The 23,310-nt window shown below is 71.2% G+C and carries 20 protein-coding genes; 1 reads left to right on the forward strand and 19 read right to left on the reverse strand.

Going from position 1 to position 23,310, the window contains the following annotated elements:
* Position 1: 1 nt before the first annotated feature.
* From pyrF to J4H92_RS12985, 11 genes are all read right to left on the reverse strand, one after another.
* A complete protein-coding gene (gene pyrF, locus J4H92_RS12935; protein WP_208098613.1) occupies positions 2-883 on the reverse strand; it encodes an orotidine-5'-phosphate decarboxylase in 882 nt (293 codons plus the stop codon).
* Complete coding sequence (gene carB / locus J4H92_RS12940) at positions 880-4,254, reverse strand: carbamoyl-phosphate synthase large subunit (protein ID WP_208098614.1); 3,375 nt, start codon at positions 4,252-4,254, stop codon at positions 880-882. The genes pyrF and carB overlap by 4 nt, the downstream gene beginning before the upstream one ends.
* On the reverse strand, positions 4,255-5,508 hold the full coding sequence (gene carA, locus J4H92_RS12945) for a glutamine-hydrolyzing carbamoyl-phosphate synthase small subunit (RefSeq protein WP_208098615.1): 1,254 nt from the start codon (positions 5,506-5,508) through the stop codon (positions 4,255-4,257).
* Positions 5,505-6,074 carry a PH-like domain-containing protein gene (locus J4H92_RS12950; protein ID WP_208098616.1) on the reverse strand — a complete coding sequence of 190 codons (570 nt, stop codon included), beginning with the start codon at positions 6,072-6,074 and terminating at the stop codon, positions 5,505-5,507. The genes carA and J4H92_RS12950 overlap by 4 nt, the downstream gene beginning before the upstream one ends.
* Positions 6,071-7,501: a dihydroorotase gene (locus tag J4H92_RS12955; RefSeq protein ID WP_208098617.1), complete on the reverse strand. Its 1,431-nt coding sequence runs from the start codon at positions 7,499-7,501 to the stop codon at positions 6,071-6,073. The genes J4H92_RS12950 and J4H92_RS12955 overlap by 4 nt, the downstream gene beginning before the upstream one ends.
* Positions 7,498-8,517, reverse strand: coding sequence for an aspartate carbamoyltransferase catalytic subunit (locus J4H92_RS12960; RefSeq protein WP_208098618.1), 1,020 nt, complete (start codon positions 8,515-8,517; stop codon positions 7,498-7,500). Before J4H92_RS12960 ends, J4H92_RS12955 begins: the two co-directional genes overlap by 4 nt.
* The gene (gene pyrR, locus J4H92_RS12965) at positions 8,514-9,143 is read right to left on the reverse strand and encodes a bifunctional pyr operon transcriptional regulator/uracil phosphoribosyltransferase PyrR (RefSeq protein ID WP_208098619.1); all 630 of its coding nucleotides are present in this window, start codon (positions 9,141-9,143) and stop codon (positions 8,514-8,516) included. Before pyrR ends, J4H92_RS12960 begins: the two co-directional genes overlap by 4 nt.
* Before the next feature lie 234 nt (positions 9,144-9,377).
* Positions 9,378-9,794 (reverse strand): transcription antitermination factor NusB, encoded by a 417-nt coding sequence (gene nusB / locus J4H92_RS12970; RefSeq protein WP_208098620.1) that lies wholly within the window; start codon positions 9,792-9,794, stop codon positions 9,378-9,380.
* Positions 9,795-9,805: 11 nt separating this feature from the next.
* Entirely contained in the window at positions 9,806-10,369 is a 564-nt protein-coding gene (gene efp / locus J4H92_RS12975) for an elongation factor P (RefSeq protein WP_208098621.1), read from the reverse strand.
* 116 nt (positions 10,370-10,485) lie between these two features.
* Positions 10,486-11,379, reverse strand: coding sequence for a hypothetical protein (locus tag J4H92_RS12980; protein WP_208098622.1), 894 nt, complete (start codon positions 11,377-11,379; stop codon positions 10,486-10,488).
* Positions 11,380-11,423: 44 nt separating this feature from the next.
* Positions 11,424-13,319, reverse strand: a complete 1,896-nt coding sequence (locus tag J4H92_RS12985; protein ID WP_208098623.1) for a vWA domain-containing protein — start codon at positions 13,317-13,319, stop codon at positions 11,424-11,426.
* 48 nt (positions 13,320-13,367) lie between these two features.
* Between J4H92_RS12985 and J4H92_RS12990 the strand changes: the two genes are divergently transcribed.
* Positions 13,368-14,897: an AAA family ATPase gene (locus J4H92_RS12990; RefSeq protein ID WP_208098624.1), complete on the forward strand. Its 1,530-nt coding sequence runs from the start codon at positions 13,368-13,370 to the stop codon at positions 14,895-14,897.
* A gap of 25 nt (positions 14,898-14,922) precedes the next feature.
* Here J4H92_RS12990 and J4H92_RS12995 read toward each other — a convergent pair whose 3' ends face one another.
* The 8 genes from J4H92_RS12995 to ruvX form a co-directional block, all read right to left on the reverse strand.
* Positions 14,923-16,368, reverse strand: coding sequence for an aminotransferase-like domain-containing protein (locus J4H92_RS12995; RefSeq protein WP_208098625.1), 1,446 nt, complete (start codon positions 16,366-16,368; stop codon positions 14,923-14,925).
* A 462-nt stretch (positions 16,369-16,830) separates the two neighbouring features.
* Entirely contained in the window at positions 16,831-17,433 is a 603-nt protein-coding gene (locus J4H92_RS13000; protein WP_208098626.1) for a hypothetical protein, read from the reverse strand.
* 158 nt (positions 17,434-17,591) lie between these two features.
* Complete coding sequence (gene aroB / locus J4H92_RS13005; protein WP_208098627.1) at positions 17,592-18,683, reverse strand: 3-dehydroquinate synthase; 1,092 nt, start codon at positions 18,681-18,683, stop codon at positions 17,592-17,594.
* A 46-nt stretch (positions 18,684-18,729) separates the two neighbouring features.
* Positions 18,730-19,350 (reverse strand): shikimate kinase, encoded by a 621-nt coding sequence (locus tag J4H92_RS13010; protein WP_341783099.1) that lies wholly within the window; start codon positions 19,348-19,350, stop codon positions 18,730-18,732.
* Positions 19,351-19,424: 74 nt separating this feature from the next.
* Positions 19,425-20,621, reverse strand: coding sequence for a chorismate synthase (gene aroC / locus J4H92_RS13015; protein WP_208098628.1), 1,197 nt, complete (start codon positions 20,619-20,621; stop codon positions 19,425-19,427).
* Positions 20,622-20,735: 114 nt separating this feature from the next.
* Positions 20,736-21,656: a shikimate dehydrogenase family protein gene (locus J4H92_RS13025; RefSeq protein ID WP_208098629.1), complete on the reverse strand. Its 921-nt coding sequence runs from the start codon at positions 21,654-21,656 to the stop codon at positions 20,736-20,738.
* A gap of 5 nt (positions 21,657-21,661) precedes the next feature.
* On the reverse strand, positions 21,662-22,768 hold the full coding sequence (gene mltG, locus J4H92_RS13030; protein ID WP_341783100.1) for an endolytic transglycosylase MltG: 1,107 nt from the start codon (positions 22,766-22,768) through the stop codon (positions 21,662-21,664).
* Positions 22,769-22,785: 17 nt separating this feature from the next.
* A complete protein-coding gene (gene ruvX, locus J4H92_RS13035) occupies positions 22,786-23,307 on the reverse strand; it encodes a Holliday junction resolvase RuvX (RefSeq protein ID WP_208098630.1) in 522 nt (173 codons plus the stop codon).
* Positions 23,308-23,310 lie beyond the last annotated feature (3 nt).

A 23,310-nucleotide genomic window follows, 5' to 3' on the forward strand; every position in this document is an offset into this window, starting at 1 on the left:
ACTAATCTACCCCGTGGAGCGCCGCTGCGACGGCCTCGGCCCGGTCCGAGATCCTCGTGGAGAGTCCTTCGCGTCCGCCGGAGAGGATACTGCGCGACTCATTGGCGAGCAGCGCCCGTCCGAGTCCGCCGAAGATGGAGCCCGCATCCTCGATCCGAGCCCCCTGATGCCCGAAACCGGGGGCCAGAACCGGGAGCGCGGGATCGCTCGTCCCGTCGTCGGACGCGATGCCGTAGTCCGCGAGGCGCAGAGTGGCGCCGAGCACGACGCCCAGCGAGCCCACGGGCTCCCCCGCGAACTCCGCGGCGTTGAAGGAGCGAGCATCGGCCACCATCGCGGCGGCCACCGATCGGCCGTCGTCGCGCACGGCGCGCTGCACGTCTCCCGCCTCGGGGTTGGAGGTCGCCGCGAGGAGGAACAGCCCCTTCCCGCTGCCGCGCAGCCGCTCGAAGGCCCCGGCCAGGCTGCCGAAGCCCTGATAGGCGGCGACGGTCATCGCGTCGGCCTCGAGCGGCGACCCGGGGCTCAGCCAAGCCTCCGCGTAGGCGTCGAAGCTCGTGCCGATGTCGCCTCTCTTGCCGTCGGCGATGACCAGCAGTCCCGCCTGACGGGCGTCGGCGAGCACGCGTTCGAGTGCGCGATAGCCGGCCGACCCGAAGCGCTCGAAGAAGGCGACCTGAGGCTTGACGCAGGCGGCGACACCGGTTGCGGCCGCGACGACCTCGCGTCCCAGGGACTCCACGCCGTCGGCGTCGTCCGGCAGTCCCCAGAGGCCGAGGGTCTCCCGGCTCGGGTCGACGCCCGCGCAGAGGAAGCGATCGCCCGCGAACTCGGCGGCGAGCCGCGCCCCGAAGCTCGGAGGCTCGGCGCCGATCCCGCTCACCGGGAGGCCTCGCGCGCCGCGATCCGATCCGCCTGGTACTCCTGCAGAGACTTCACCGCGAAGCCCTCGCCCTGCACCGAGATCGCTCCGACCGCGGCCGCGAGCTCCGGCGTCGTGGTGAACAGCGGTTTGTCCGCGGCGACGGTCGCGGCGCGGATCTCGTAGCCGTCGGCCCGCGCGGAACTGCCGCTCGGCGTGTTGATGACGATGTCGACCTCACCGCGCTCGATCAGGTCCACGACGCTCTCCGCGGAGGCGCCCTCGGCCCGCTCGGACTGCTTGCGGACGGTCGTGGCCTCGATGCCGTTGCGCGCGAGCACCACCTGGGTGCCCTGCGTCGCCAGGATCCTGAAGCCGAGCTCCTGCAGGCGCAGCGCGGGGAGCACGATGTCGCGCTTGTCCCGGTCGTTCACCGAGATGAACACGGTGCCGGACTCCGGCAGCGGGCATCCGGCCGCCGACTGGCTCTTGGCGAAGGCGCGCGGGAAATCCCGATCGAAGCCCATCACCTCGCCCGTCGAGCGCATCTCCGGCCCCAGCAGCGAGTCCACCACGCGACCGTCCCGCGTGCGGAAGCGCTTGAACGGCAGCACCGCCTCCTTCACCGCGACCGGCGCGTCGATCGGCGCGCGCGAGCCGTCCCGCTCGGGCAGCAGTCCGTCGTCGATCAGGCTCTGGATCGACTCCCCCGCCATGATGCGCGAGGCCGCCTTCGCCAGCGGGATGCCCAGCGCCTTCGACACGAACGGAACGGTACGAGAGGCCCGGGGATTCGCCTCCAGGACATAGAGCGAGCCCTGGGCGAACGCGAACTGGACGTTGAGGAGCCCGCGCACCCCGACGCCCTGGGCGATCCCGAGCGTGGCCTCGCGCACCTGCGCGATCTGCGCGTGGCCCAGCGTGATCGGCGGGAGAGTGCAGCTCGAGTCGCCCGAGTGGATCCCCGCCTCCTCGATGTGCTCCATGACGCCCCCGATGTAGAGCTGCTCGCCGTCGTAGAGCGCGTCGACGTCGATCTCGGTCGCATCGTCGAGGAAGTGATCGACCAGCAGCGGATGCCCAGGGCCCACCAGCGCGTGACCCCGGATCCGGTCGAAGTATCCGCTCAGCGACGGGGTGTCGTAGACGATCTCCATGCCGCGGCCGCCCAGCACGAAGGAGGGGCGCACGAGCACCGGATAGCCGATCTCCTCGGCGACGCGGATCGCGCCCTCCTCGTCGACGGCGGTGCCGTTGCGGGGAGCGGTGAGGCCCGCGCGCTCCAGGATGCCGGAGAAGGCGCCGCGCTCCTCGGCGAGGTCGATCTCCTCCGGCGTCGTCCCGAGGATCCGCACTCCGGCGTCCTTGAGCGGCTGGGCGAGGCCCAGCGCCGTCTGGCCGCCCAACTGGACGACGACGCCGAGCAGCTCGCCGGAGGCCTGCTCCGCGTGGATCACCTCGAGGACGTCCTCCAGCGTCAGCGGCTCGAAGTAGAGGCGGTCGCTGGTGTCGTAGTCGGTCGAGACGGTCTCGGGGTTGCAGTTGATCATGATCGTCTCGAATCCGGCCTCGGAGAGGGCGAACGAGGCGTGCACGCAGGAGTAGTCGAACTCGACGCCCTGCCCGATGCGATTGGGTCCGGACCCGAGAATCACGATCTTCCGGCGCCCCGACGCCGCGACCTCGGTCTCGAGGTCGTAGGACGAGTAGTGGTAGGGCGTGAGCGCGGGGAACTCCCCCGCGCAGGTGTCCACCGTCTTGTAGACCGGCCTGAGGCCGAGCCCGTGACGGAGGCCCCGGATCTCGGACTCGGAGACCCCGCGGATGGCCGCGATCTGCGCGTCGCTGAAACCGTGGTCCTTGGCCTCCCGCAGATCCTCGAGCGTCAGCTGGGCCGCCGCCGCCAGCCGCTCCGCCACCTCGTTGATCACCACGATCTGGTCGAGGAACCACGGGTCGATCGCGGTCGCCTCGTACACCTGCTCGATGGTCGCGCCGAGGCGCAGCGCCTGCTGCACGTCGACGATGCGGCCATCGGTGGGGCGGGCGATCGACGCGAGCAGCTGCTCGAGGCGTTCGTCCCCTTCGACAGGCTCGGACGACGGACCGACGCGCTCGGGGGACGAGCCGGTCGAAGTGCCCGGCCCCAGCGGCACCGGGTCCCAGTGGAACGAGCTGCCCCGCTTCTCGAGGGAGCGCAGCGCCTTCTGCAGCGCCGTCGTGAAGTTGCGTCCGATGGCCATGGCCTCGCCGACCGACTTCATGGTCGTGGTCAGCGTGTCGTCCGCCGCCGGGAACTTCTCGAAGGCGAATCGGGGCGCCTTCACCACGACGTAGTCGATGGTCGGCTCGAAGCTGGCCGGCGTCTTCTGGGTGATGTCGTTGGGGATCTCGTCGAGACGGTAGCCGATCGCGAGCTTGGCCGCGATCTTCGCGATCGGGAAGCCCGTCGCCTTCGAGGCGAGCGCGGAGGATCGCGAGACGCGGGGGTTCATCTCGATCACGATGATGCGCCCGGTCGCCGGGTCGACCGCGAACTGGATGTTGCAGCCGCCGGTGTCGACGCCGACCGAGCGGATGATCTCGATGCCGATGTCGCGCAGCTTCTGGAACTCGCGATCGGTCAGCGTCAGCGCGGGGGCGACGGTGATCGAATCGCCCGTGTGCACGCCCACGGCGTCGACGTTCTCGATCGAGCAGACCACGACCGTGTTGTCGGCCTGGTCGCGCATGAGCTCGAGCTCGTACTCCTTCCATCCGAGGATGCTCTCCTCGAGCAGCACCTCGCTCGTGGGGCTGTAGTGCAGCCCGTCGCCCGCGATGCGGACCAGATCCTCCTCGGTGTAGGCGAATCCGGAGCCGAGTCCGCCCATCGTGAACGAGGGGCGCACCACGAGCGGGTAGCCGAGGTCCTTCGCGAACCCCTTCGCTTCCTCCAGCGTGCGCGCGACGTGCGAGCGGGCCACGTCGGCGCCGGCCTCGATCACGAGGTCCTTGAAGATCTGACGGTCCTCGCCGCGCTGGATCGCGTCGACCTTCGCACCGATCAGCTCGACGCCGTGCCGCTCCAGGATCCCCTGCTCGTGCAGCGCCATCGCGGCGTTGAGCGCGGTCTGTCCGCCGAGCGTGGGCAGGATCGCGTCGGGGCGCTCCTTCACGATGATGGTCTCGATGACCTCGGGGGTGATCGGCTCGACGTAGGTGGCATCGGCGAAGTCGGGGTCCGTCATGATGGTGGCCGGATTCGAGTTGACCAGGATGACGCGCACGCCCTCCTCGCGCAGCACCCGGCACGCCTGCGTCCCCGAGTAGTCGAACTCGCAGGCCTGTCCGATCACGATCGGCCCGGAGCCGATCACGAGCACGGAGTTGATGTCTGAGCGCTTGGGCATTTAGCTGTTCTCCTTGCCGGCCGAGGGGCTCGCGGATGCCGGGTCTGTCGGCCGGGGGGTGGTCTGGCGGTCTTTCACGAGCGACCTGAATCGGTCGAAGAGGTAGAAGGCGTCGTGCGGTCCGGCCGCAGCCTCGGGATGGTACTGCACGGAGAACGCCGGGAGGTCGAGGCATTCGAGGCCCTCGACCACGCGGTCGTTCAGGCTGTAGTGGCTCACCTGGACCCGACCGAATCCGGCCGGCGATTCGAGCTCGCCCTCGACGGGGGCGTCCACGGCGAAACCGTGGTTCTGAGCCGTGATCTCCACCCTGCCGGTCCGCTTGTCGAGCACCGGCTGGTTGATGCCGCGATGGCCGAAGGGCAGCTTGTAGGTGTCGAAGCCCAGCGCCCGTCCGAGCAGCTGGTTGCCGAAGCAGATCCCGAAATAGGGCACTCCCTCGCGCAGGAGCTCTTGCAGCAGCTCGACGTGGGCGGCGGATGCGGCCGGATCGCCGGGACCGTTGGAGTAGAACACGGCGTCGGGCGCGAGCGCCCGGATCTCGTCCAGTCCGGTCTGGGCGGGCAGCACCTCGACGTCGAAGCCGTGCTCGGACAGGTAGGCGACCGTCGCGCGCTTGATGCCCAGGTCGAGCACGGCGATGGTGCCGATCCGCTCCGCCCCATCGACGGCGTCCACGCGGTATCGCTTCTCGGTCGTGACCTCGGAGGAGAGGTTCTTGCCCGCCATGCCCGGCTGCTCGCGCACGAGCGAGAGCTGCTCCTCCGCGGAGAGTCCGGAGTCGACGCCCGAGAAGATGCCGGCGCGCATGGCCCCCTCGGACCTGATGTGCCGGGTGATGGCGCGCGTGTCGACGCGCGAGATGCCGACCACCGAGTTCGCCACGAGATCCTCGTCGAGCGATCGCTCCGCACGGAAGTTCGAGATGCGCCGGGCGGGATCGCGCACGACGAAGCCCGAGACCCACACCCGGCGGGATTCCATGTCGGCGTCGTTCGCACCGGTGTTGCCGATGTGCGGCGACGTCATCAGCACGATCTGCCCCGCGTAGGAGGGGTCGGTCAGCGTCTCCTGATACCCGGTCATGCCCGTCGAGAACACGACCTCGCCGAGCGTGCGACCCGTGGCGCCGTAGGCGCGGCCCTCGAAGCGCGCACCGTCCTCGAGCACGAGCACGGCAGGCCCCTGCGGCACCGACTGGGGCGGCGGCACGGTGCTCACCAGCGTCTGGGTGCGAGCGGGCGTACTGGTCATATGGTGTCCTCCCGGGACTCGGTGTGGGGCTGGGGTTCGCTTCGGGCGCCGGCGACCTGGTCGACGGCGGAGCAGAATCGTCGCTGCTCCGACGGGTCGATGAAGCGGAAACTGGATTCGAGTCGCCGCGCGTCGGTGCCGGAGTCGTCAGCGGAGTCGGCGGCGTCCTGCTGCGGGCTCCAGCGCAGGAGCGCGAGGCCGTCCTTCTCGACGGCCTTTCCGACCCGGCCTGCTGCTCTGCCGCTGCCCAGGATCTGGGCGGAGGCGAGGTGGACCGGTCGCTCGCCGACGACCTCGACCGTGACCCCCTCGGCCCGTACGGTCACGTCCGCGCGCCCGCGATAGCTGAGGCCCGGCACCGCCACCCGGGCGAGCGGATCCTCCTCCGGGGTCGTGGAGACGTAGAGCACTCCGGGGAACTCCGCCAGGATCTCGCCGCCCGGAGCCGTCGCCGCACCCGCGATACCGGCGTCGCGGCGCTTGCGCGAGCGCCACCCCCACCACATCGCGGCGAAGATCGCCAGGACGACCAACGTCCACACGATCGCGAACATCTCGCGGCTCATCGTTCGCGCTCCAGAAGCCGGGCCGCTGCGGCCGCGCGAGCGGCCTCGACCGGCACCGCCTCGTCGACCGTGAGGTATCCGTGCCGGATCGTCGTGCGCACCCGGCCCGGAAGTTCCATGCCGAGATACGGGGAGTTCGTGCTGCGCCCGCGCAGGCGCGCGAGATCGAACACGCTGCTGCCGCGCGGGTCGAAGAGCACGAGGTCCGCGATCTGCCCCTCCTCGAGCGCGCTCGGGTGCCCGTCGAGCCCCCCGATCTCTGCCGGCGTCTGAGAGAGCAGTCGCTCCACCTCGGCCCAGCTGGCGTGCCCCTCCGACACGAGCGCCAGCGCCACGATGGGCAGCGCCGATTCGAGGCCGACCATCCCGAAGGCGGCGGCATCCCACTCGCATTCCTTGCTCTCGGCCGGATGCGGCGCGTGGTCGGTCGCCACGATGTCGATCACGCCATCCGCGACCGCGCGGCGGAGCGCTCGGACGTCCTCGTCCCGGCGCAGCGGAGGATTCACCTTGTAGCGGGGATCGTAGCTGCGCACGAGCTCCTCGGTGAGGAGCAGGTGATGCGGCGTCACCTCCGCGGTGATCCGCACGCCACGCGCCTTCGCCCAGCGCACGACCTCGACGGAACCCGCGGTGGAGAGATGGCAGATGTGCAGGCGGGCGCCGACGTGCTCCGCCAGCAGCGCGTCGCGGGCGATGATCGACTCCTCGGCGACGGCGGGCCACCCCTTCAGGCCGAGCTCGCTGGACAGCGCGCCCTCGTTCATCTGGGCCCCCTCGGTGAGGCGCGGATCCTGCGCGTGCTGCGCGATCACCCCGTCGAAGGTGGTCACGTACTCGAGTGCGCGTCGCATGAGCAGCGGATCGTGCACGCATCTGCCGTCGTCGCTGAACACGCGCACCGCGGCGCGCGACTGCGCCATCGCGCCGATCTCGCTCAGGCGCTCCCCGGCGAGATCCTCGGTCACGGCGCCGATCGGGCGGACCGTGGCGTAGCCGGCGGCGTCGCCGAGCGCCTGGATCTGCTCCACCACCCCGGCCGTATCGGCGACGGGCAGCGTGTTGGCCATCGCGAACACGCTCGTGAACCCTCCCGCCGCGGCCGCCCGCGTTCCGGTGAGCACGGTCTCGCTCTGCTCGAAGCCCGGTTCGCGCAGGTGGGTGTGCAGGTCGACGAGTCCGGTGAGAGCGATCAGCCCGTCCGCCTCGACGACCCGCTCGTCGCCCCCGTCGGAGGCCGTGCGCGGCGCGAGCGAGCCGGCGGGGCCGCGCTCGGCGATCCTGCCGTTCGAGATGCGCAGGTCCACCGCCGCCGCCGCGCCGGGATCCTGCCCCCGCGCGGTGAGATCGGCCGCGAGTCTCGCCCCGCGGATGAGGATGTCCGGGTTTGCCGCGCCGCCCGCCGCGCCGCCGTTCGCTGCACTCATGCCTGTTCCGTCCGTTTGCCCGTGCTTCTACTCGGCTGCGCCTCGCCCGGCAACCGATCTCGCGGATCGCCTCGCTCTCCGCTCAGGAGAAGATACAGCGCCGCCATCCGAACGGAGACGCCGTTCGCGACCTGCTCGAGCACGGTCGACCTCTCGCTGTCCGCCGCGGCCGAGGATATCTCGAGCCCCCGGTTCATCGGACCGGGGTGCATGATGATCGTCCGTTCCGGGAGCGCCGCGAGACGCGCGTCGTCGAGCCCCCAGTTGCGGGCGTACTCGCGCTCGTTCGGGAAGTAGGCGGCGTGCATCCGCTCCGACTGGATCCGCAGCAGCATCACGACGTCGGGCGCGTCCTCGCGCAGCGCCTCGTCGAGGGAGTGCCGCACCGTCGCCGGCCACTCGCGCGCGCCGTAGGGCTGGAGCGTCTCCGGTCCGACGAAGGCGACCCGAGCGCCGAGCGCCGTGAGCAGCCAGAGATTGGATCTCGCGACCCGCGAGTGGGCGAGATCCCCGACGATCACCACAGAGACGCCGTCGAGGTCGCGTCCTCGACTGGCCTGCGCCCCGAAGATGCGGCGACGCATCGTGAAGGCGTCGAGCAGCGCCTGCGTCGGGTGCTCGTGGGTGCCGTCCCCGGCGTTCAGCACGCCGGCGTCGATCCAGCCGCTGCGCGCGAGCCGGTCGGGCGCTCCGCTCGCGGGGTGGCGGATCACCACGCCGTCGGCGCCGATGGCCTGCAGCGTCTGCGCCGTGTCCTTGAGCGACTCCCCCTTCGAGACGGAGGATCCCTTCGCGCTGAAGTTGATGACGTCGGCGCTCAAGCGCTTCGCCGCGGCCTCGAAGGAGATGCGCGTCCGCGTGCTGTCCTCGTAGAAGAGATTGACGACCGTCTTGCCGCGCAGCGCCGGCAGCTTCCGCACCTCGCGGTGCTGGGTGTCGGCCATCTCCTCGGCGGTGTCGAGGATCCGCACGGCGGCTTCCCGCGTCAGGGTGCGGGTGTCGAGCAGGTGCCTCATGCGCCCGCCTCCGCGTCCTGCCCGGGATCCGTCCCCCGAGCTCGCTCCGCGACTCGAGCGGAATCCGCACCCTGAGCCCGTCGAAGGGTCGGATCCACCGCGCCGATCGTGACCTCGTCGGCCCCGTCGTGCTCGCTCAGCCGCACCGAGATCCGCTCGTTCTTGGCGCTCGGGAGGTTCTTGCCGATGTAGTCGGCGCGGATCGGGAGTTCGCGATGCCCGCGGTCGATCAGCTCGGCGAGCCGCACGACCCGCGGACGGCCGTGGTCGCCGAGCGCATCGAGCGCGGCGCGCACCGTGCGGCCCGAGTAGAGCACGTCGTCCACGAGCACGACGGTGGCGCCGTCGATGCCTGCGACCGGCATCTCGGTGGGCCGCGGGGTGCGGGTCGGGTTGCGGGCCAGGTCGTCGCGGTACATCGTGACGTCGAGCTGCCCGACCGGGACGTCGACCCCCTCGATGCGCCCGATGATCTCGGCGATGCGGTGGGCGAGGATGGTTCCGCGCGTCGGGATGCCGACCAGGATGAGGTCGTTCGCGCCCTTGTTGGCCTCGATGATCTCGTGCGAGATGCGGGTGAGCGCCCGCGCGATCTCGGAGCCCTCAAGCACGATCCGCTCGGTCATGTCCACCGCCCCCCTTCTGCGCCTCACGGGACGCCGTTAAAGAAGTGCTGTTGCTGAGACGAGTCTAGCGCACCGGCGACCCGGTTCCCTCCGTGCTCCGCGCGGGCGCGCCGAGCGGATCCAGACGACAATGTCGCACGACTGGCCGCCGCATCCGATCGCAGGCGACCATCCGTGCGACATCACAGTAGGCCGCGATGGCGCAGTCATCGTCGGCGAGGTGGGCTGCACGGGCTATGCGCTCGCGTACTCCCCGATCCTGCCGAGCACGCCGTTGACGAAGCGGGAGCTGTCCTCGGTGGAGTACTCCTTCGCCAGTTCGACGGCCTCGTCGATCGCGACCGCGGTCGGCACCTCCGGGTTGTGCAGGATCTCCCACGCCGCGATCCGCAGCACCGCACGGTCCACGTTGGGCATGCGCGCGAGGCTCCAGCCCTGTGCGTAGCTGACGATCAACTCATCGATCTCGGCGGCGTGGTCCGCGACGCCGTCGACGATCTCCCTCGCGTACATCCACGACGCCAGGCGGTCGGGTTCGCCCGCGGCGCGCGCGGCCTCGGCCTCGACCACCCGCTCGAGGGGCTCGGCGCGCACGTCGGCCTGGAACAGCATGTCGAGGGCCCGCTTCCGGGCCTTGCTGCGAGCACTCATCTCGGGCGCTGCTAGTCGTTGACGCGGCCGAGGTAGTCGCCCGTGCGGGTGTCGACCTTCACCTTCGTGCCCGTCTCGAGGAACAGCGGAACCTGGATCTCCGCACCCGTCTCGACCTTCGCCGGCTTCGTTCCGCCGGTCGACCGGTCGCCCTGCAGGCCCGGCTCGGTGTAGGTGACCTCGAGCACGACCGACGCGGGGAGCTCGATATAGAGGGGCTCGCCCTCGTGCAGGGCGATCTGCACCTGCTGGTTCTCGAGCATGAACCGCGCGGCGTCCCCGACGATGGTGCCGGAGACCGTGAGCTGATCGTAGTCGCTCTGATCCATGAAGACGTAGTCGGCGCCGTCCTGGTACAGGTACTGGTAGTCGCGGCGATCCACCAGCGCGGTCTCGATCTTGGCTCCCGCGTTGTAGGTCTTGTCGATGATCTTGCCCGACACGACGTTCTTCTGCTTCGTGCGCACGAAGGCTCCGCCCTTGCCCGGCTTGACGTGCTGGAACTCGACCACGCTCCACAACTGACCGTTCTCCTTGATCACGGTGCCGTTCTTGATGTCGTTCGAGGTGGCCATGCGGTGCGTTCTCCGTTGTGTCTATGAGCGATGAGGTCTCGAGGCTGTCTCGTAACGACGAGGACGCGCCTGACCTACCCTAGCCGCAACAGTGTACCGCGTGCGTCTGCGCGGCCTCAGCCGACGGGCGGCCGGGCGCCGAGGTGCGGGCCCTGACTCCCCACGCCTCGCGCGCTGATCCGGACGGCGCGCTCCGACTCGTCGAACACCTCGCGGGCCGCCAGCGCGCCGCCGGCGAGTTCTCCGGCGACCCAGGTGAAGGTCTCCGCGTCGAGCGGACCGCACCCGGCGTCGGCCCGGCGGAGCTGGAGCACCAGCATCTCGCTGAGCGTCGCATGGGGGCCGTGCGCATGACCGAGCCCCATGAGCGGCGGCGCATCGGACGCCGGGATCAGGCGCAGCGTCCAGACCGCCGAAGGGTGCAGCCGATCGCGGACGCTCGCCGCGGGCGCGGCCCGAGGAGGTCGATCGAGAGCGTCGAAGCCGGCGCGGACCTCGTCGGCCAGCACGAGACCGGGACGACCGGCGCTCGCATCGTCTCGAGCGGCTCCGTCGAAGAGCGAGAGCCACGCCGCGGCCCCGAGCCCGTGCGGCGCCACGACCACGGCGAGCGTCGTGTCGCGCGCGGCGGCGGTGGCGAGGGAGCGGAGGTCGATGCCCGCCGCGAGGAAGCTCTCCGGCTCCGGGACCGCGCAGCCGATCGGGGCGAAGATCGATCGAGCCGTGGCGAAGGCGTCCTCGAAACGGGCGCGCACCGCGGGATCGGAGATGTCCGCGAGCGCGGTGATCGCCTCGCGGAGCTCGTGCCGCCGGGCGACCTCCGCATCGAGCCGATCGTCGAAGGCTCGTCCCGGCTGGACCGTGTCACCCGCGAGTGCGTCGTCGGCGAGAGCGCCGTCCCGACGAGCGTTCTCACCGAGGGCGCGGTCGAGCCGCTCGGCGAGATCCGGGAAGAGTCCGCGGCTGAACCCGATCCATTCGCCATCGCCCGCCACCCGGAGATCTCGCATACGGTCGATCCTCTCACACCGCGGCGCATGCCGATGTCGACGGGCTACGAACCGTCGATCAGCTCCGGGAGCTCGCGCTCGATGATCGTCGTGAGGACGTCCGCGAGCGCGGACGGGTCGTCGAGGCGCAATCCGCTCGGCGCGTACCTGCGCGCGAACTCGTCGCTGCCGAGACCGATCCCGATGACGGCGACGCCGCTCGTCCGCAGTCGTCGCAGTTCGTTCCGGGCCGCGGCCGGATCGTTGCTGCCGCCGTCGCCGACGACGAATACGATGCGGCGGTGCTCGTCGCCGGTCGGCGCGGTCGCGAGCTGGGAGCAGGCCGCGGCGAGGGCGGCCGCGTCGTTGGTCGCGCCCCCGGGCGAGCGGATCTCCGCCAGCAGCCGCCGTCTGGCCTCGTCGTCCACGCCGGCCGAGAGCGGCTTCACCACGAGCGGCTCCGCATCGAACACGATGAGCGCGGTGCGGATGCCGAGTTCGAGGTCGAGCCCGGATATCCGTTCGGCCTCGGCGATATCGCGCTGCGCTCCGGCCAGCGCCTCCAGCATCACGAGGGCCGCGTCTGCGGCGGCCTCCGCGGCCGCTCCCGTCATCGAGGCCGACCGGTCGATCAGGAAGACGTAGTCCGTCCGCCCCGGGGCGCTCCGCCTCCTGGGGCGGTGCTCCCGGCGCCTGAACGCTCCGGGCCGGCGCACTCCGGCCCGGGTCTCGGCGACGATCCGCGCCAGCGCCTCCCCGTCGAGAAGATCCCCCTCCGGCTCGGCCCGCCGACCGTTCGCGGGGCGGCGCACCAGGCGCTCCGAGACGATGCGCCACCAGAGGCGCCGCACCTCCTCGATCGCGGCGCGGCGCCGTTCGAGGCGTCTCCGGTAGTCGGCCGGGGCAACCGTGCGCACGACCGCACCGCCGGCCGGATCCCCGCGCCTCCCCGAATCGGCGAGTCCCTCGTCCGCGAGGTCGGGAAGCACGTCCGGAAGCAGCGCGGAGGCGAGCGAGCCGTGCGCGGGCATGGGGGTCGCGATCACCGTCTCCACGAACCCGGCGCGCTCGGCGGCGAAGAGATCGGCGCCCTCCGAGGTCTCGCGCCGTTCCCCGGGGCGGGCGCCCGCACCGTCGTCCGGGTCCGCGGGGGCGTCGCCGGCGTGCTCCCCCGTCGCGGCCTCCGCGAGCGCGTCCGGATCCCCCGGTCCCCCGCTCGCTCCGAACGCGTGCGACGCAGGATCCCCCGGCCCGGAGAGCTCGCCGCGGTCCGTCAGGCCTCGCGCGCTCGCGTCCCGCGCGAGCAGTCGCTCGTAGGGGGCGAGCAGCAGCGCGAGCGCGCGCTCCAGGCGCAGCAGCTGGCTGCGCGACCGGTCCGGGGCGCTGATCCTCCGCAGCGGGTCGGCGCCGGGATCGCCCAGCCGGTCGATGCGGCCGAGTTCGGCGCGCACCGCGTCGTCCGTGTCGATCCCCGCTCCCGGTGCGAGCACGCGCTGCAGCAGCGCGGCGACGAACTGCAGGTGCTTGGGGAGCCCTCGCGGTTCTTCCGGCAGGCTGCGCAGGGTCGCGGCGCTCAGCGCACCCCGGAACGCCGGCATGGCTGCGAGCAGTTCTCCCGAGGCCTGTAGACGGTCGATCGCCGCGAGCAGCGGTTCCAGCTCGGGGCGCCGCCCGGCGAGGACCATCCGGCGCCGCATGCGCTCGGGCGCCGTTCGCGCCGTCTTGGCCGTGCCCCACAGCTCGAGCAGCGCCAGCGCCTCCGCCTCATCCGCGCCGAACCCTCTGACCCGGTAGAACCCCAGACCGACGCGGAGGAGACCGGGCCCCTCCGCCGCGGAGCCCTCGACCGTCCACTCCTCGCCGTCGTCGACCGCGATCGGCACCGCGAGCAGGCGTCCGACGGCCGCCAATCGCGCCCGCAGGAGCGGATCGTCCGCCCTCCGTCCGCTGTCGGTCGCCATGCCCGTACCCTATGCCATCTCGACGAGCCCGAGTGGTAGCGTGACGACATGCTGCCCGCCGACGCCGATCCCGTCCTCCTCGAAGCGAGAGAGCTCGCCGACGCGCTCCGCAGCACCCGACGCGCCATCCTCTCCGACGTCTCAGGCGATCCGTCTCTGAGCCGGATCGATCTGGCGGGGATGGGCGCGAAACGGCCGGACGAGCTCGAGGACCTGGCTCGCACCGCCCCGGAGCGTCTGAGCACGAACCTGCTGGGGCTCGCCGGTCTGCACCGGCGCCTCTCGTCCATCCTCGATGACGAGCGCAGTCGCGGCGCGATCCGGGATGCGCTCGACGAGCGGGCGCGCCAACTGCGGATCGCCGTCGCCGTGCACGGGGACGATCAGCGCAGGGAGGCCCTGCGCTCGCGGGCCGAGCGGCTCGCGTCCGACATCGCTGCGTCCGGCCGGGACCCGAGCCCGGCGGAGGCGGAGCTTCTGACTGTTGCGAGAGCGGGCATCGCCGCCGCGGAGGCGGGCACGCGCAGCGGCACCGGGGCGAGCACGTGGGAGTCGAGGATCGACTCGACCGACCGCCGCGACGCGGTGCTCGACGCGGTGGCCCGGATGCGCCTGCGCCGTGCGCGTGCGCAGCTGGCCGAGGGCGTGCTGCTCACCGAGCAGATGCGCGCCATCATCGCCGAGTCGGCGCCGGCGCTGCGCCGCGGAGAACCGCTGCTCCTGCTCGGCGAGACCGGCGGCGGCAAGACCGCGCTCGCCCAGCACCTCTCCGAGCGTCTGATGGGCGCCGAGCCCGAGCTGGTGTCGGGCTACGGCGACGTGACGAGCTCGCAGCTGGTCGGCGCGCACGAGCTCAGGGCGGAGATGGGCGCAACCGTCAGCGCCTTCGTCCCGGGGCCGCTGCTGCGAGCCATGTCGGAGGGGCGACCGCTGATCCTCGACGAGGTGAACGCCATGCCGCCCGAGTTCCTGAAGCGCCTGAATCGCATCCTGCAACTGCGTCCGGGCGACCGCTTCGCCGTGCAGGAGAACGCGGGGCGCGTCGTGACGATCGCGGAGGGCTTCGCCATCCTCGCCACCGCCAACGAGCAGACCCCGCACCGCTATCTGGGTCTGGAGCGATTGAGCGCGGAGCTCGTCAACCGCTTCGGTGCGAACATCTACCGCGTGCACTACCCGGACTCCGGGCTGGCCTTCGACGCCTTCCCCGCCGAGAATGCCCTGCTCGCCGCGGCCTCCGTCTGCGATCGGCGCGGCGAGCTGCCGCGGTCCCTGCCCGTCGAGGCCGTCGAACGGGTGGCGCGTGCGGCCTTCATCAGCCAGCAGGTGTTCGCCGGGGAGCAGGGCGAGGGCTTCGACGCCTACGTGTCGACCGAGCGCGAGATCGACGGCCGGCCGGGGCTCGAGGAGTCCGTACTCGCGCCCCGCACGCTGGTCGCCGTGCTGCGCAAGGTCGCGGGATCCGCCGGCGCCGTGGATCTCGACCTCGCGCTCCGGCGCTTCGTGGAGGGCGTGATGCACCGCGAGGATCGCCGGGTGCTCGGCCTGATCCTGCGCGGGCAGGGTTTCGCCCTCTGAGCGGGCCGCACCGGAACGGGATTACTCAGCCGAGCTCGCGCCAGGCCTCGCCGAGGCGGCGCAGTCCCTCCTCGAGCGACGAGTCGGGAGCGGTGAACGGGAGCCTGATGTGGTCGTCGTTCGAGGCCGTGGCCGCGAAGGCGTCGCTTCCCGCCACCGCGACGCCGCGCATGGCCGCCCGAGCGATCACCTCCTCCGCGGATCCGCTCGGCAGTCGCGCCCACAGCGACAGCCCGCCCCGCGGCGGCCGGTACTCCCACTCGGGAAGGTGCTCGGCGAGCAGTCCGCGGAGCAGCTCCAGCCTGCCGGCGTGCCGCTCGCTGACCTCCCTGCGCAATTCGTCGGCCCGGTCGAGGAAGTCGAGTGCGAGCAGCTGCGCGGGAACGCTCGTGAACATGTCGACGATCTGGCGGGCGCCCCGCAGACGTCGCACGAGCACCGGATCGGCTCGCAGCCAGCCGATCCGCAGCCCGGACCAGGCCCATTTCGACACCGAGTCGGTGACGAGGATCGGGGCGTCCGGCCGCAGCGCGGCGAGCGTCGGCGGCACGACGCCGTCGAAGGAGATCGGAGCCAGCACCCGGTCCTCGAGCACCGGAACCCCGTACTCCGCCGCGAGCTCCGCGATCCGCAGTCGATCGGATGACGGGAGCCGCAGCCCGGTGGGGTTGTGATGGTGCGGGTTGATTGCGACGAGCACCGGCCGCAGCCGCGCCATCGCCTCCTCGAGCATCATCACATCGATGCCGTCGGGGCCCATCGGTATCCCCTGCAGGATGCCGCCTCGGCGGCGGACCGCATCCGAGAAGCCGGGCCAGGTCACCTCCTCGGTGAGGACGACGTCGCCGGGCGACACGACCTCGCCGACGAGCAGGTGGAAGGCCGACTGGGCGCCGTGCGTGACGAGGATCTGCTCGAGCGTGGTCGGTGTGCCCTCCGCCGCGAAACGCCGCGCGATGCGCTCGCGGAGCACCGGCAGGCCCGCAGGATCCGTCTCGGAGAGCAGCACGAGGTCGGGCTCGGGATCGTGCGCTCGCACGATCCCGACGGCGAGGTCGGGCATCTGCGGCACACTGCGCAGCAGGTCGATCGAGGACGGCAGTGCGGAGAAGAGCGCTTCGCCGCGGTGCGCGGTGCCGGATCCGCTCAGGCGCAGCAGGGTCCCGGCGACGACGGTGCCGCTCCCCTGCCTGCGCTCGACCACGCCGTTCTCACTCAGTATCCCGTACGCCGCCACGACGGTGCCGCGGGACACGGAGACGGCCGCAGCGAGCGCGCGCTCGGCGGGCAGTCGATCGCCGGCGCGGAGCTCACCGGACCGCACGAGGGAGGCAATGCCGTGCGCCAGGCGCTCGGCCAGCGTTCCCTCGCCCTGCGCCCAGCGGCCGAGCCGGGTGACGAGCAGCAGCGGGGAGACGGTGGCCGATCGGTGGTCCACCAGACGAGCATTGGCTCTTTCTGTCTCCGTCATACCGAGCCATTCTGATCCAATGACCCGAGATTTCCCATCAGATTGGCCTTTTACTGAGCCAATATCCCCGGATTGGACCATCACTGACCTGCTGGCCTGGCTCTCCGCCGAGGATCGCTGGGACGACGATCTCCTCCCGGCGATCTCCCGCATCGAGGCCGCGGCGAGCCGCGCGGCCGGAGCGGATCCGTGGCGCCGTGCCCCGTCGCTCGTCGCGCTCGTGCGCTCGCTCGTCGCGCTGCAGCTGAGAGCACCGGAGTTGCGCGCGAGTCGCCTTGGCGCGCTGATCCTACCGACCCCTCCGGACGCGCAGAGCCCGGAAGAGCCGGCTCTACGGGATCGTGCTGCCGCGTCGCCCGCCCTGTTCCGAGGACGCGCCGCTCCACCCGTGCATCTGCGCGCCCAGGCACCGCCGACCCGGTATTCGTTTGCCCCGCCTTCCCGGTGCGGGGACCGATCGTCTCACCTGTCGTCCCTGTAGTCGTCGGGTTCGGCCTCGACGGTCACCACCTCGACTCTCAGGTTCGTGCCGTCCAGGGCGCGTTCGAACCGGCGCTGATGCTCGAGGTTCGCCTCACGGTCGCTCACGGACTCTTCGACGTTCACCTCGATCGTCAACCCATCGGCACCGAAACCGACCGACTGGATCGGATGGTCGGTCTTCGCGGAAGCCTGGGCGATCTCCGGCGGGATCGGGAGATACTCGCTCAGGGTGATCCCAGAGACCTCCAGCCGCAGGGCGACTCCGTTTCGCTCGGCGATGCGTTCGAGTTCGCTCCGGATCGCCGGGGACAATTCGGAGGCGGTCACGATCACGGCTTCCGGCGAGCCGTACCCGGTGCTGAACAGCTGATCCTCCTCGCCGACGGATCGCAGGTAGTCGCTGCTCTCGTCGTACGTGGACTGCACCGCCCGATCGAGATCCTGCTCGCTCTTCGGAACGTCCCCGGCGGGGACCGGAGCAGGGGTGCTGGGGACCGTCTCGCCCTGCGCGTCGTCCAGGGCGGCGATCACCGGCCAGACCGCGATCCCCAGCACACTCACGATCGCGACTAACGCAAGCACGCCTCTTCGCGCGGTCCGGCTCATGATTCCCTCGTTTCTCTCAGGCGTCATTCCACTCGTGTGGGCACTGATGCACGCTACAGACAGCGAATCACCGATTCGGTCGGCAGAGATGAACCCGGAGCGAACGAACGGTCACGATTCCGCATCATCGTGTGCTACGCGGCGATCTCCTGGTAGGCGAACTGCAGCACGCTCTCGTCGACACCGGCTAGCACGCGGGGCTTCGCGATGTCGTCGAGCACGATGAAGCGAAGCATCCCCGCCCGCGCCTTCTTGTCGCGCTGCATCGTCGCGAGCAGGCCGGGCCAGCGCCCCGCGGGGTACGAGAGCGGCAGCCCCAGCGCGCCGAGCACCGAGCGGTGCCGATCCACGACCGCGTCGGGAAGCTGCCCGGCCATCCGGCCGAGCTCCGCGGCGTAGACCATGCCGATCGAGACCGCGACGCCGTGACGCCACTGGTAGCGTTCGGCGTGCTCGATCGCATGGCCGAGCGTGTGCCCGTAGTTCAGGATCTCGCGCAGCCCGCCCTCGCGGAAGTCCTCGCTCACCACGCGGGCCTTCACAGCGATGGAGAGCTCGATCAGCCGCAGGAACTCCGGAGTCGTCGGATCGGTGGCGCGGTCGACGTCGCGCTCGATGGTTTCGAGGATCTCCGGTTCCGCGATGAAGCCGTACTTCGCGACCTCCGCGAAGCCGGCGAGGATCTCGTTCCGCGCCAGCGTCTCGAGAAGCCCGGTGTCGCAGATCACCGCGTGGGGGGCGTAGAAGGCGCCCACCAGGTTCTTCCCCTCCGCGGTGTTGATGCCCGTCTTGCCGCCGACGGCGGCATCGACCATCCCGAGCACGGTGGTGGGGATCTGCAGCAGCCTCACCCCCCGCAGCCAGGTCGCGGCGACGAAGCCTGCGAGATCCGTGACGGCTCCCCCGCCGAGGCCGATGATGGCGTCGCTGCGCGTGAAATCGGCCTGCCCGAGGAGCTTCCAGCAGAACGCGGCCACCTCCACCCGCTTCGCCGACTCCGCATCCGGCACTTCGGCGAGAAGCACCTGGGCGAAGTCCCGCTGCAGCTCGGTGCGCAGCTCCTCGGCGAGGCGCCCCACCGTCGAGGTGTGCACGATCAGCACCTTGTTGACCCGTTCGCCCAGCGTCTCCGCGACGCCGCCGAGCAGATCACGGCCCACACTGATCGAGTAAGCGCCGTCGCCGGTCACCTCGATGCCGATCGCCGTTCCGTCCTGCTGAGTCATATCGCCGCTCGCTCCCGTGTCGTGTCTCCTGCGACTCCCGCGCCGGTCATGCCGCCCCGCCCGGTCCCCCGGAACGCCTGGCCTGACCGCGTATCCAACCCGACACCCGACGCGCCAACTGATCCTTCGTCGTGCGATCGGTGCGGAATGTCACGTCCGCCACCTCCTCGTACAGGGGACGGCGCTCTTCGAGGATACGGCCCCAGGCGTCGGGATCGTCCCGCAGCAGCGGACGCCGGGCCAGATTCGCCGTGCGCAGCACCGCCTCCTGGGTCGTCATGAGGAGCACGACCGGATGCGCGCGCAGCGCTGCTCGCGTCGATGCCGCGAGTACCGCTCCGCCGCCGAGCGCCACGATCCGGCTGCCGGGTCGCGCCAGCTCGGCGGCGACGATCTCCGCCTCGATCCTCCGGAACTCCGCCTCGCCGTGCGCGGCGAAGAACTCCGCGATCGCGCCGTGGTCGCGCACGAACACGGCGTCCGTGTCCACGAAGGGGATGCCGAGATCCTTCGCCAGTCGCCGCCCGAGGCTCGTCTTGCCCGCGGCCATCGGCCCGACGAGGACGACCGCGGTCTCCGGGATCCGCCTCCGGCGCCGGCGTCTGCGCCGATGCGACGCGCCCCCGCCCTCGATCCGCTCCTCCGAGCGGTTCCGGGGCAGTGGCACGGGCTGAGTCAGTGGCTGCTTGGGCGGACCGGGGACCGGACGCCGATCCGCAGCCGGCTCGCCGTCCGGATCCATCACGACTCGACAGCGGTCGTCAGGGTGTCCGGGATGGCATCCAGGTAGGCGGTGAGGTTCCGCGCGGTCTCGGCGACGCTGTCTCCTCCGAACTTCTCCGTCACGGCATCCGCCAGCACGAGCGCGGTCATCGCCTCGGCGACCACGCCCGCCGCGGGAACCGCGGAGACGTCGCTGCGCTGGTGATGCGCCTTCGTCTCAGCGCCGGTGACGACGTCCACGGTCGGCAGCGCGTTGGGGACGGTGGCGATGGGCTTCATCCCGGCACGGACGCGGAGCACCTGCCCCGTGCTCATCCCGCCCTCGACGCCGCCCGCGCGATCGGTGTCCCGGACGATCCGGTCGTCGCGCACGTGGAGCTCGTCGTGCGCGGCCGAACCCCGGCGCCTCGTCGTCTCGAAGCCGTCGCCGAACTCGACCGCCTTGATCGCCTGAATCCCCATCAGGGCGCCGGCGATCCGCGAGTCCAGGCGCCGATCCCAGTGCACGTAGGAGCCCAGGCCCGGCGGGAGCCCGTAGGCCAGCACCTCGACGATGCCGCCGATGGTGTCTCCGGACTTCTTGGTGTCGTCCACCTCCACCACCATGCGCGCGCTCGCGGCGGAGTCGAAGCAGCGCAGCGGATCCGCGTCGAGAGCAGCGACGTCCTCGGGGCGCGGCAGCGGCGACTCCGCGGGAACGCGCACCGTGCCGAGGGCGACCGTGTGGCTGACGAGCCGGATGCCGAGCTCGGCGAGGAAGGCTCTCGCGACGGCTCCGAGGGCGACGCGCGCGGCCGTCTCGCGCGCGCTGGCCCGCTCGAGCACGGGCCTCGCCTCGTCGAAGCCGTACTTCTGCATGCCGGTCAGGTCGGCATGGCCGGGCCTGGGCCGCGTGAGCGGAGCGCCCCGGCCGCGGGAGCGATCGCTCAGCTCGGTCGGCTCGGCGCTCATCACCTCGACCCACTTCGGCCACTCGGTGTTGCCGATCCGGATCGCCACCGGGCCGCCGATGCTGCGCCCCTGTACGACGCCCCCGGAGAAGTGCAGCTCGTCCTGCTCGAACTTCATCCGCGAGCCGCGCCCGTAGCCCAGCTTGCGGCGCGCGAGATCCTCGCGCACGCTGTCGAGCGACAGCGGCACCCCTGCGGGCAGCCCCTCGAGTACGGCGATGAGTTCGGGACCGTGGGATTCCCCGGCGGTCAACCAGCGGAGCATAGCGAAACCTCTCTTATGCAGAACACATTCACAGGCCGAGACGGCCTCTGCACCGGTGTCGCGGCGAAGCCCGCAACGGGCTTCGCGCCAGAACCCAGCGCGCGAGCATACCCGCTATTCTCCCACACCCGCGGCAACGCGCATGGCCGCGAACAGCTCCCGCTCATCCGGGAGCACCGACGAAGGATCGCCGCCGACGAAGATCCTCACCTGGAGCAGCGCCTGATGCAGCAGCATGCCGACGCCCGCGTGGGCCACGCTCCCGGCGTCGCGCCAGCGCAGCGCGAGGGGCGAGGGCCACGGATCGTAGGCGACATCGAAGAGCGGCACGGAGGTCAGCGAACGCCCCGCAGACGAGACCGGCAGTTCCAGCTCACGCCCCGCGGGCCCGGGGAGCGTCGAGAGCACCAGCGTCGGCTCGCACCCCCCGGCCGGGCGCGAAGCCTCTGCGAGGTGCGGCAACGGGGCGCCGCGCACGCGCAGCGGAGCCGAGCCTCCCGCTTCGACGGTTCCGTCGAAGCGGGCCACGAGATCGTCGATCGCGGAGAGGTTGCGGGCCACGACCTCCACCTGCAGCGCCCCCAGTCGCCGTGCGGCGAGGATCGCCGAGACCGCGGTCGCGCCGGATCCGATCACCACCGTGGAGGCCGCGTCGAGCCCCGCCTCCTCGATCGCCGCGGCCAGGCCGCCGACGTCGGTGTTGAATCCGGCCCAGCGCCCGCCTGCGAGCCGCAGCATCGTATTGACCACCCGGCTCTCCGTCGCCACCGGATCCAGCACCGCGGCGAGACGCCGGGCCTCCTCCTTCAGCGGCATCGTCAGCGAGAACCCCCGCCACTCCGGCCCGCGTTCCGCGAGGAAGCCCTCCAGAGACGGCGCCTCCAGCTCGACGGCGTCGTAGCGCCAGGGCAACTCGAGCCGGCGGTACGCCGCGTGGTGGATGACCGGAGAGCGGGAATGCGAGATCGGCGAGCCCAGCACGGCGAGCCGCGGAGCGACGCCCTCGAGCGCAGGCGAAGGGTCGTCGCCCGGCATCGGTGTCAGCATCCGTTCCCCGGATTGGCGGTGCACCACTGCTGCAACTGCTCCACAGCCGCGTAGTGATCGTTCTCGTTCGTCGTGAAGACGGACTCACCGGTCTCGAGGTTCACCGCGACGAAGAAGAGCCAGTCCCCCTCATCGGGGCTCAGCGCGGCCTCGATCGCGGCACGGCCCGGGTTCGCCACCGGACCGGCCGGAAGCCCCGCGCGGAGGTAGGTGTTCCAGGGGTTGTCGTCCTTCAGGGCGTCGTCGCTCGACCAGACGCTGCCGTCGTCGTGCTGCTGATAGCCGTATTGCACCGTGGAATCCATCTGCAGCAGCATGCCGGTGTCGAGTCGATTCTCGATCACCCGGGCGACCTTGCCGAAGTCCTCCGCTCGGCCGGCCTCCCGCTCCACGATCGAGGCGACGGTGAGCACGCGCTCCCGGTCCTTCTTCTCAACGCCGAGCTCGTCGAGCAGGGCGAGCTGATACTCCACCATCATCCCGATCGCCTCCTCCGCCGTGGTGTCGGCGTCGAACTCGTAGGTCGCCGGATACAGCCATCCCTCCAGGGAGGAAACGCTCTTCGGAAGGCCGAACTCCTGGGGGTCCTCGGCGGCCTTCTGCAGCTCCTCGAGCGGGATGTCCGCTCCGGCCGCGACGATCTCGAGCGCCTGATCGACCGTCCTCCCCTCGGGGATGACCGCCGTGAGCTCTCTCCGATTCTCCGGATCCTGCAGCGCGTCGAGCGCGGCCTGGGCGCTCATCTGCAGTCTCAGCTGGTACTGGCCCGGGAGGAACTCGACCTGAGGATCCTGCTGGAGCAGCAGTTCGTAGAAGACCTGCTGGGTCTTCACCACATCCGCCTCGGCCAGCGCCGCGGCCACATCCTCGCCGATCTCCCCCGCGGTGATCGTGATGAAGGCCTCGCCGTGCCCCTCGCCCTCGTAATCGTTCGAGACCCATCCGGCGGCCTGGGAGATGCGCGCGCCGTACTCGGACCAGAACACCGCCGCGACCGCTCCCAGACCGCCGAGCAACACGACCGTGACGGCGAGAGCGATGATCCAGCGCCTCCCGTTCCTCCGGCGCCTGGCCCTCCGATCCTCACGGTTTGCGCCCACTGCGGCGTGTCGAGCCATCATGCCGTCCCTCTCCGTCGGTCCTCGGCCTCATCCGCCCCGATCACGGTGCCCGGCGGCACGCCGCGGCCCCGCTCGAGGTCGAGCGCGTGCTGCAGGATCACCACAGCCGCGGCCTGATCGATCACGTTACGACTCTTCTTCGTGCTGCGTCCGGCATCGCGCAAGCCCTGCTGCGCGGACACGGTCGACAGGCGCTCGTCCACCAGCCGCACCTCCAATGCCGCGCGCCCCGAGCCCGCCTCGGCCCGCGCCGCGGTCAGCAGCCGCTGAGCGAAGAGCTCCGCGTCCTCGGTCGAGGGAGTGCGGTGGCCGCTCAACCCGAACGGCAGGCCGACCACCGCCTCGAACGCCGCGTGCTCCCCGACCAGTTCCAGGATGCGCCGGAGATCGCCGCGGTCCGTGCCGCGCGCGCGCGGCACGGTCTCGAGCGGCGTGGCGAGCAGGCCGTGAGGGTCGCAGCGGGCCACGCCGATCCGCGCCTTCCCGACGTCGATGCCGAGCCGCACTCCATGCCGCATAGG

It is taken from the genome of Leucobacter weissii (assembly GCF_017565745.1).
Classification (GTDB): Bacteria; Actinomycetota; Actinomycetes; order Actinomycetales; family Microbacteriaceae; genus Leucobacter; species Leucobacter weissii.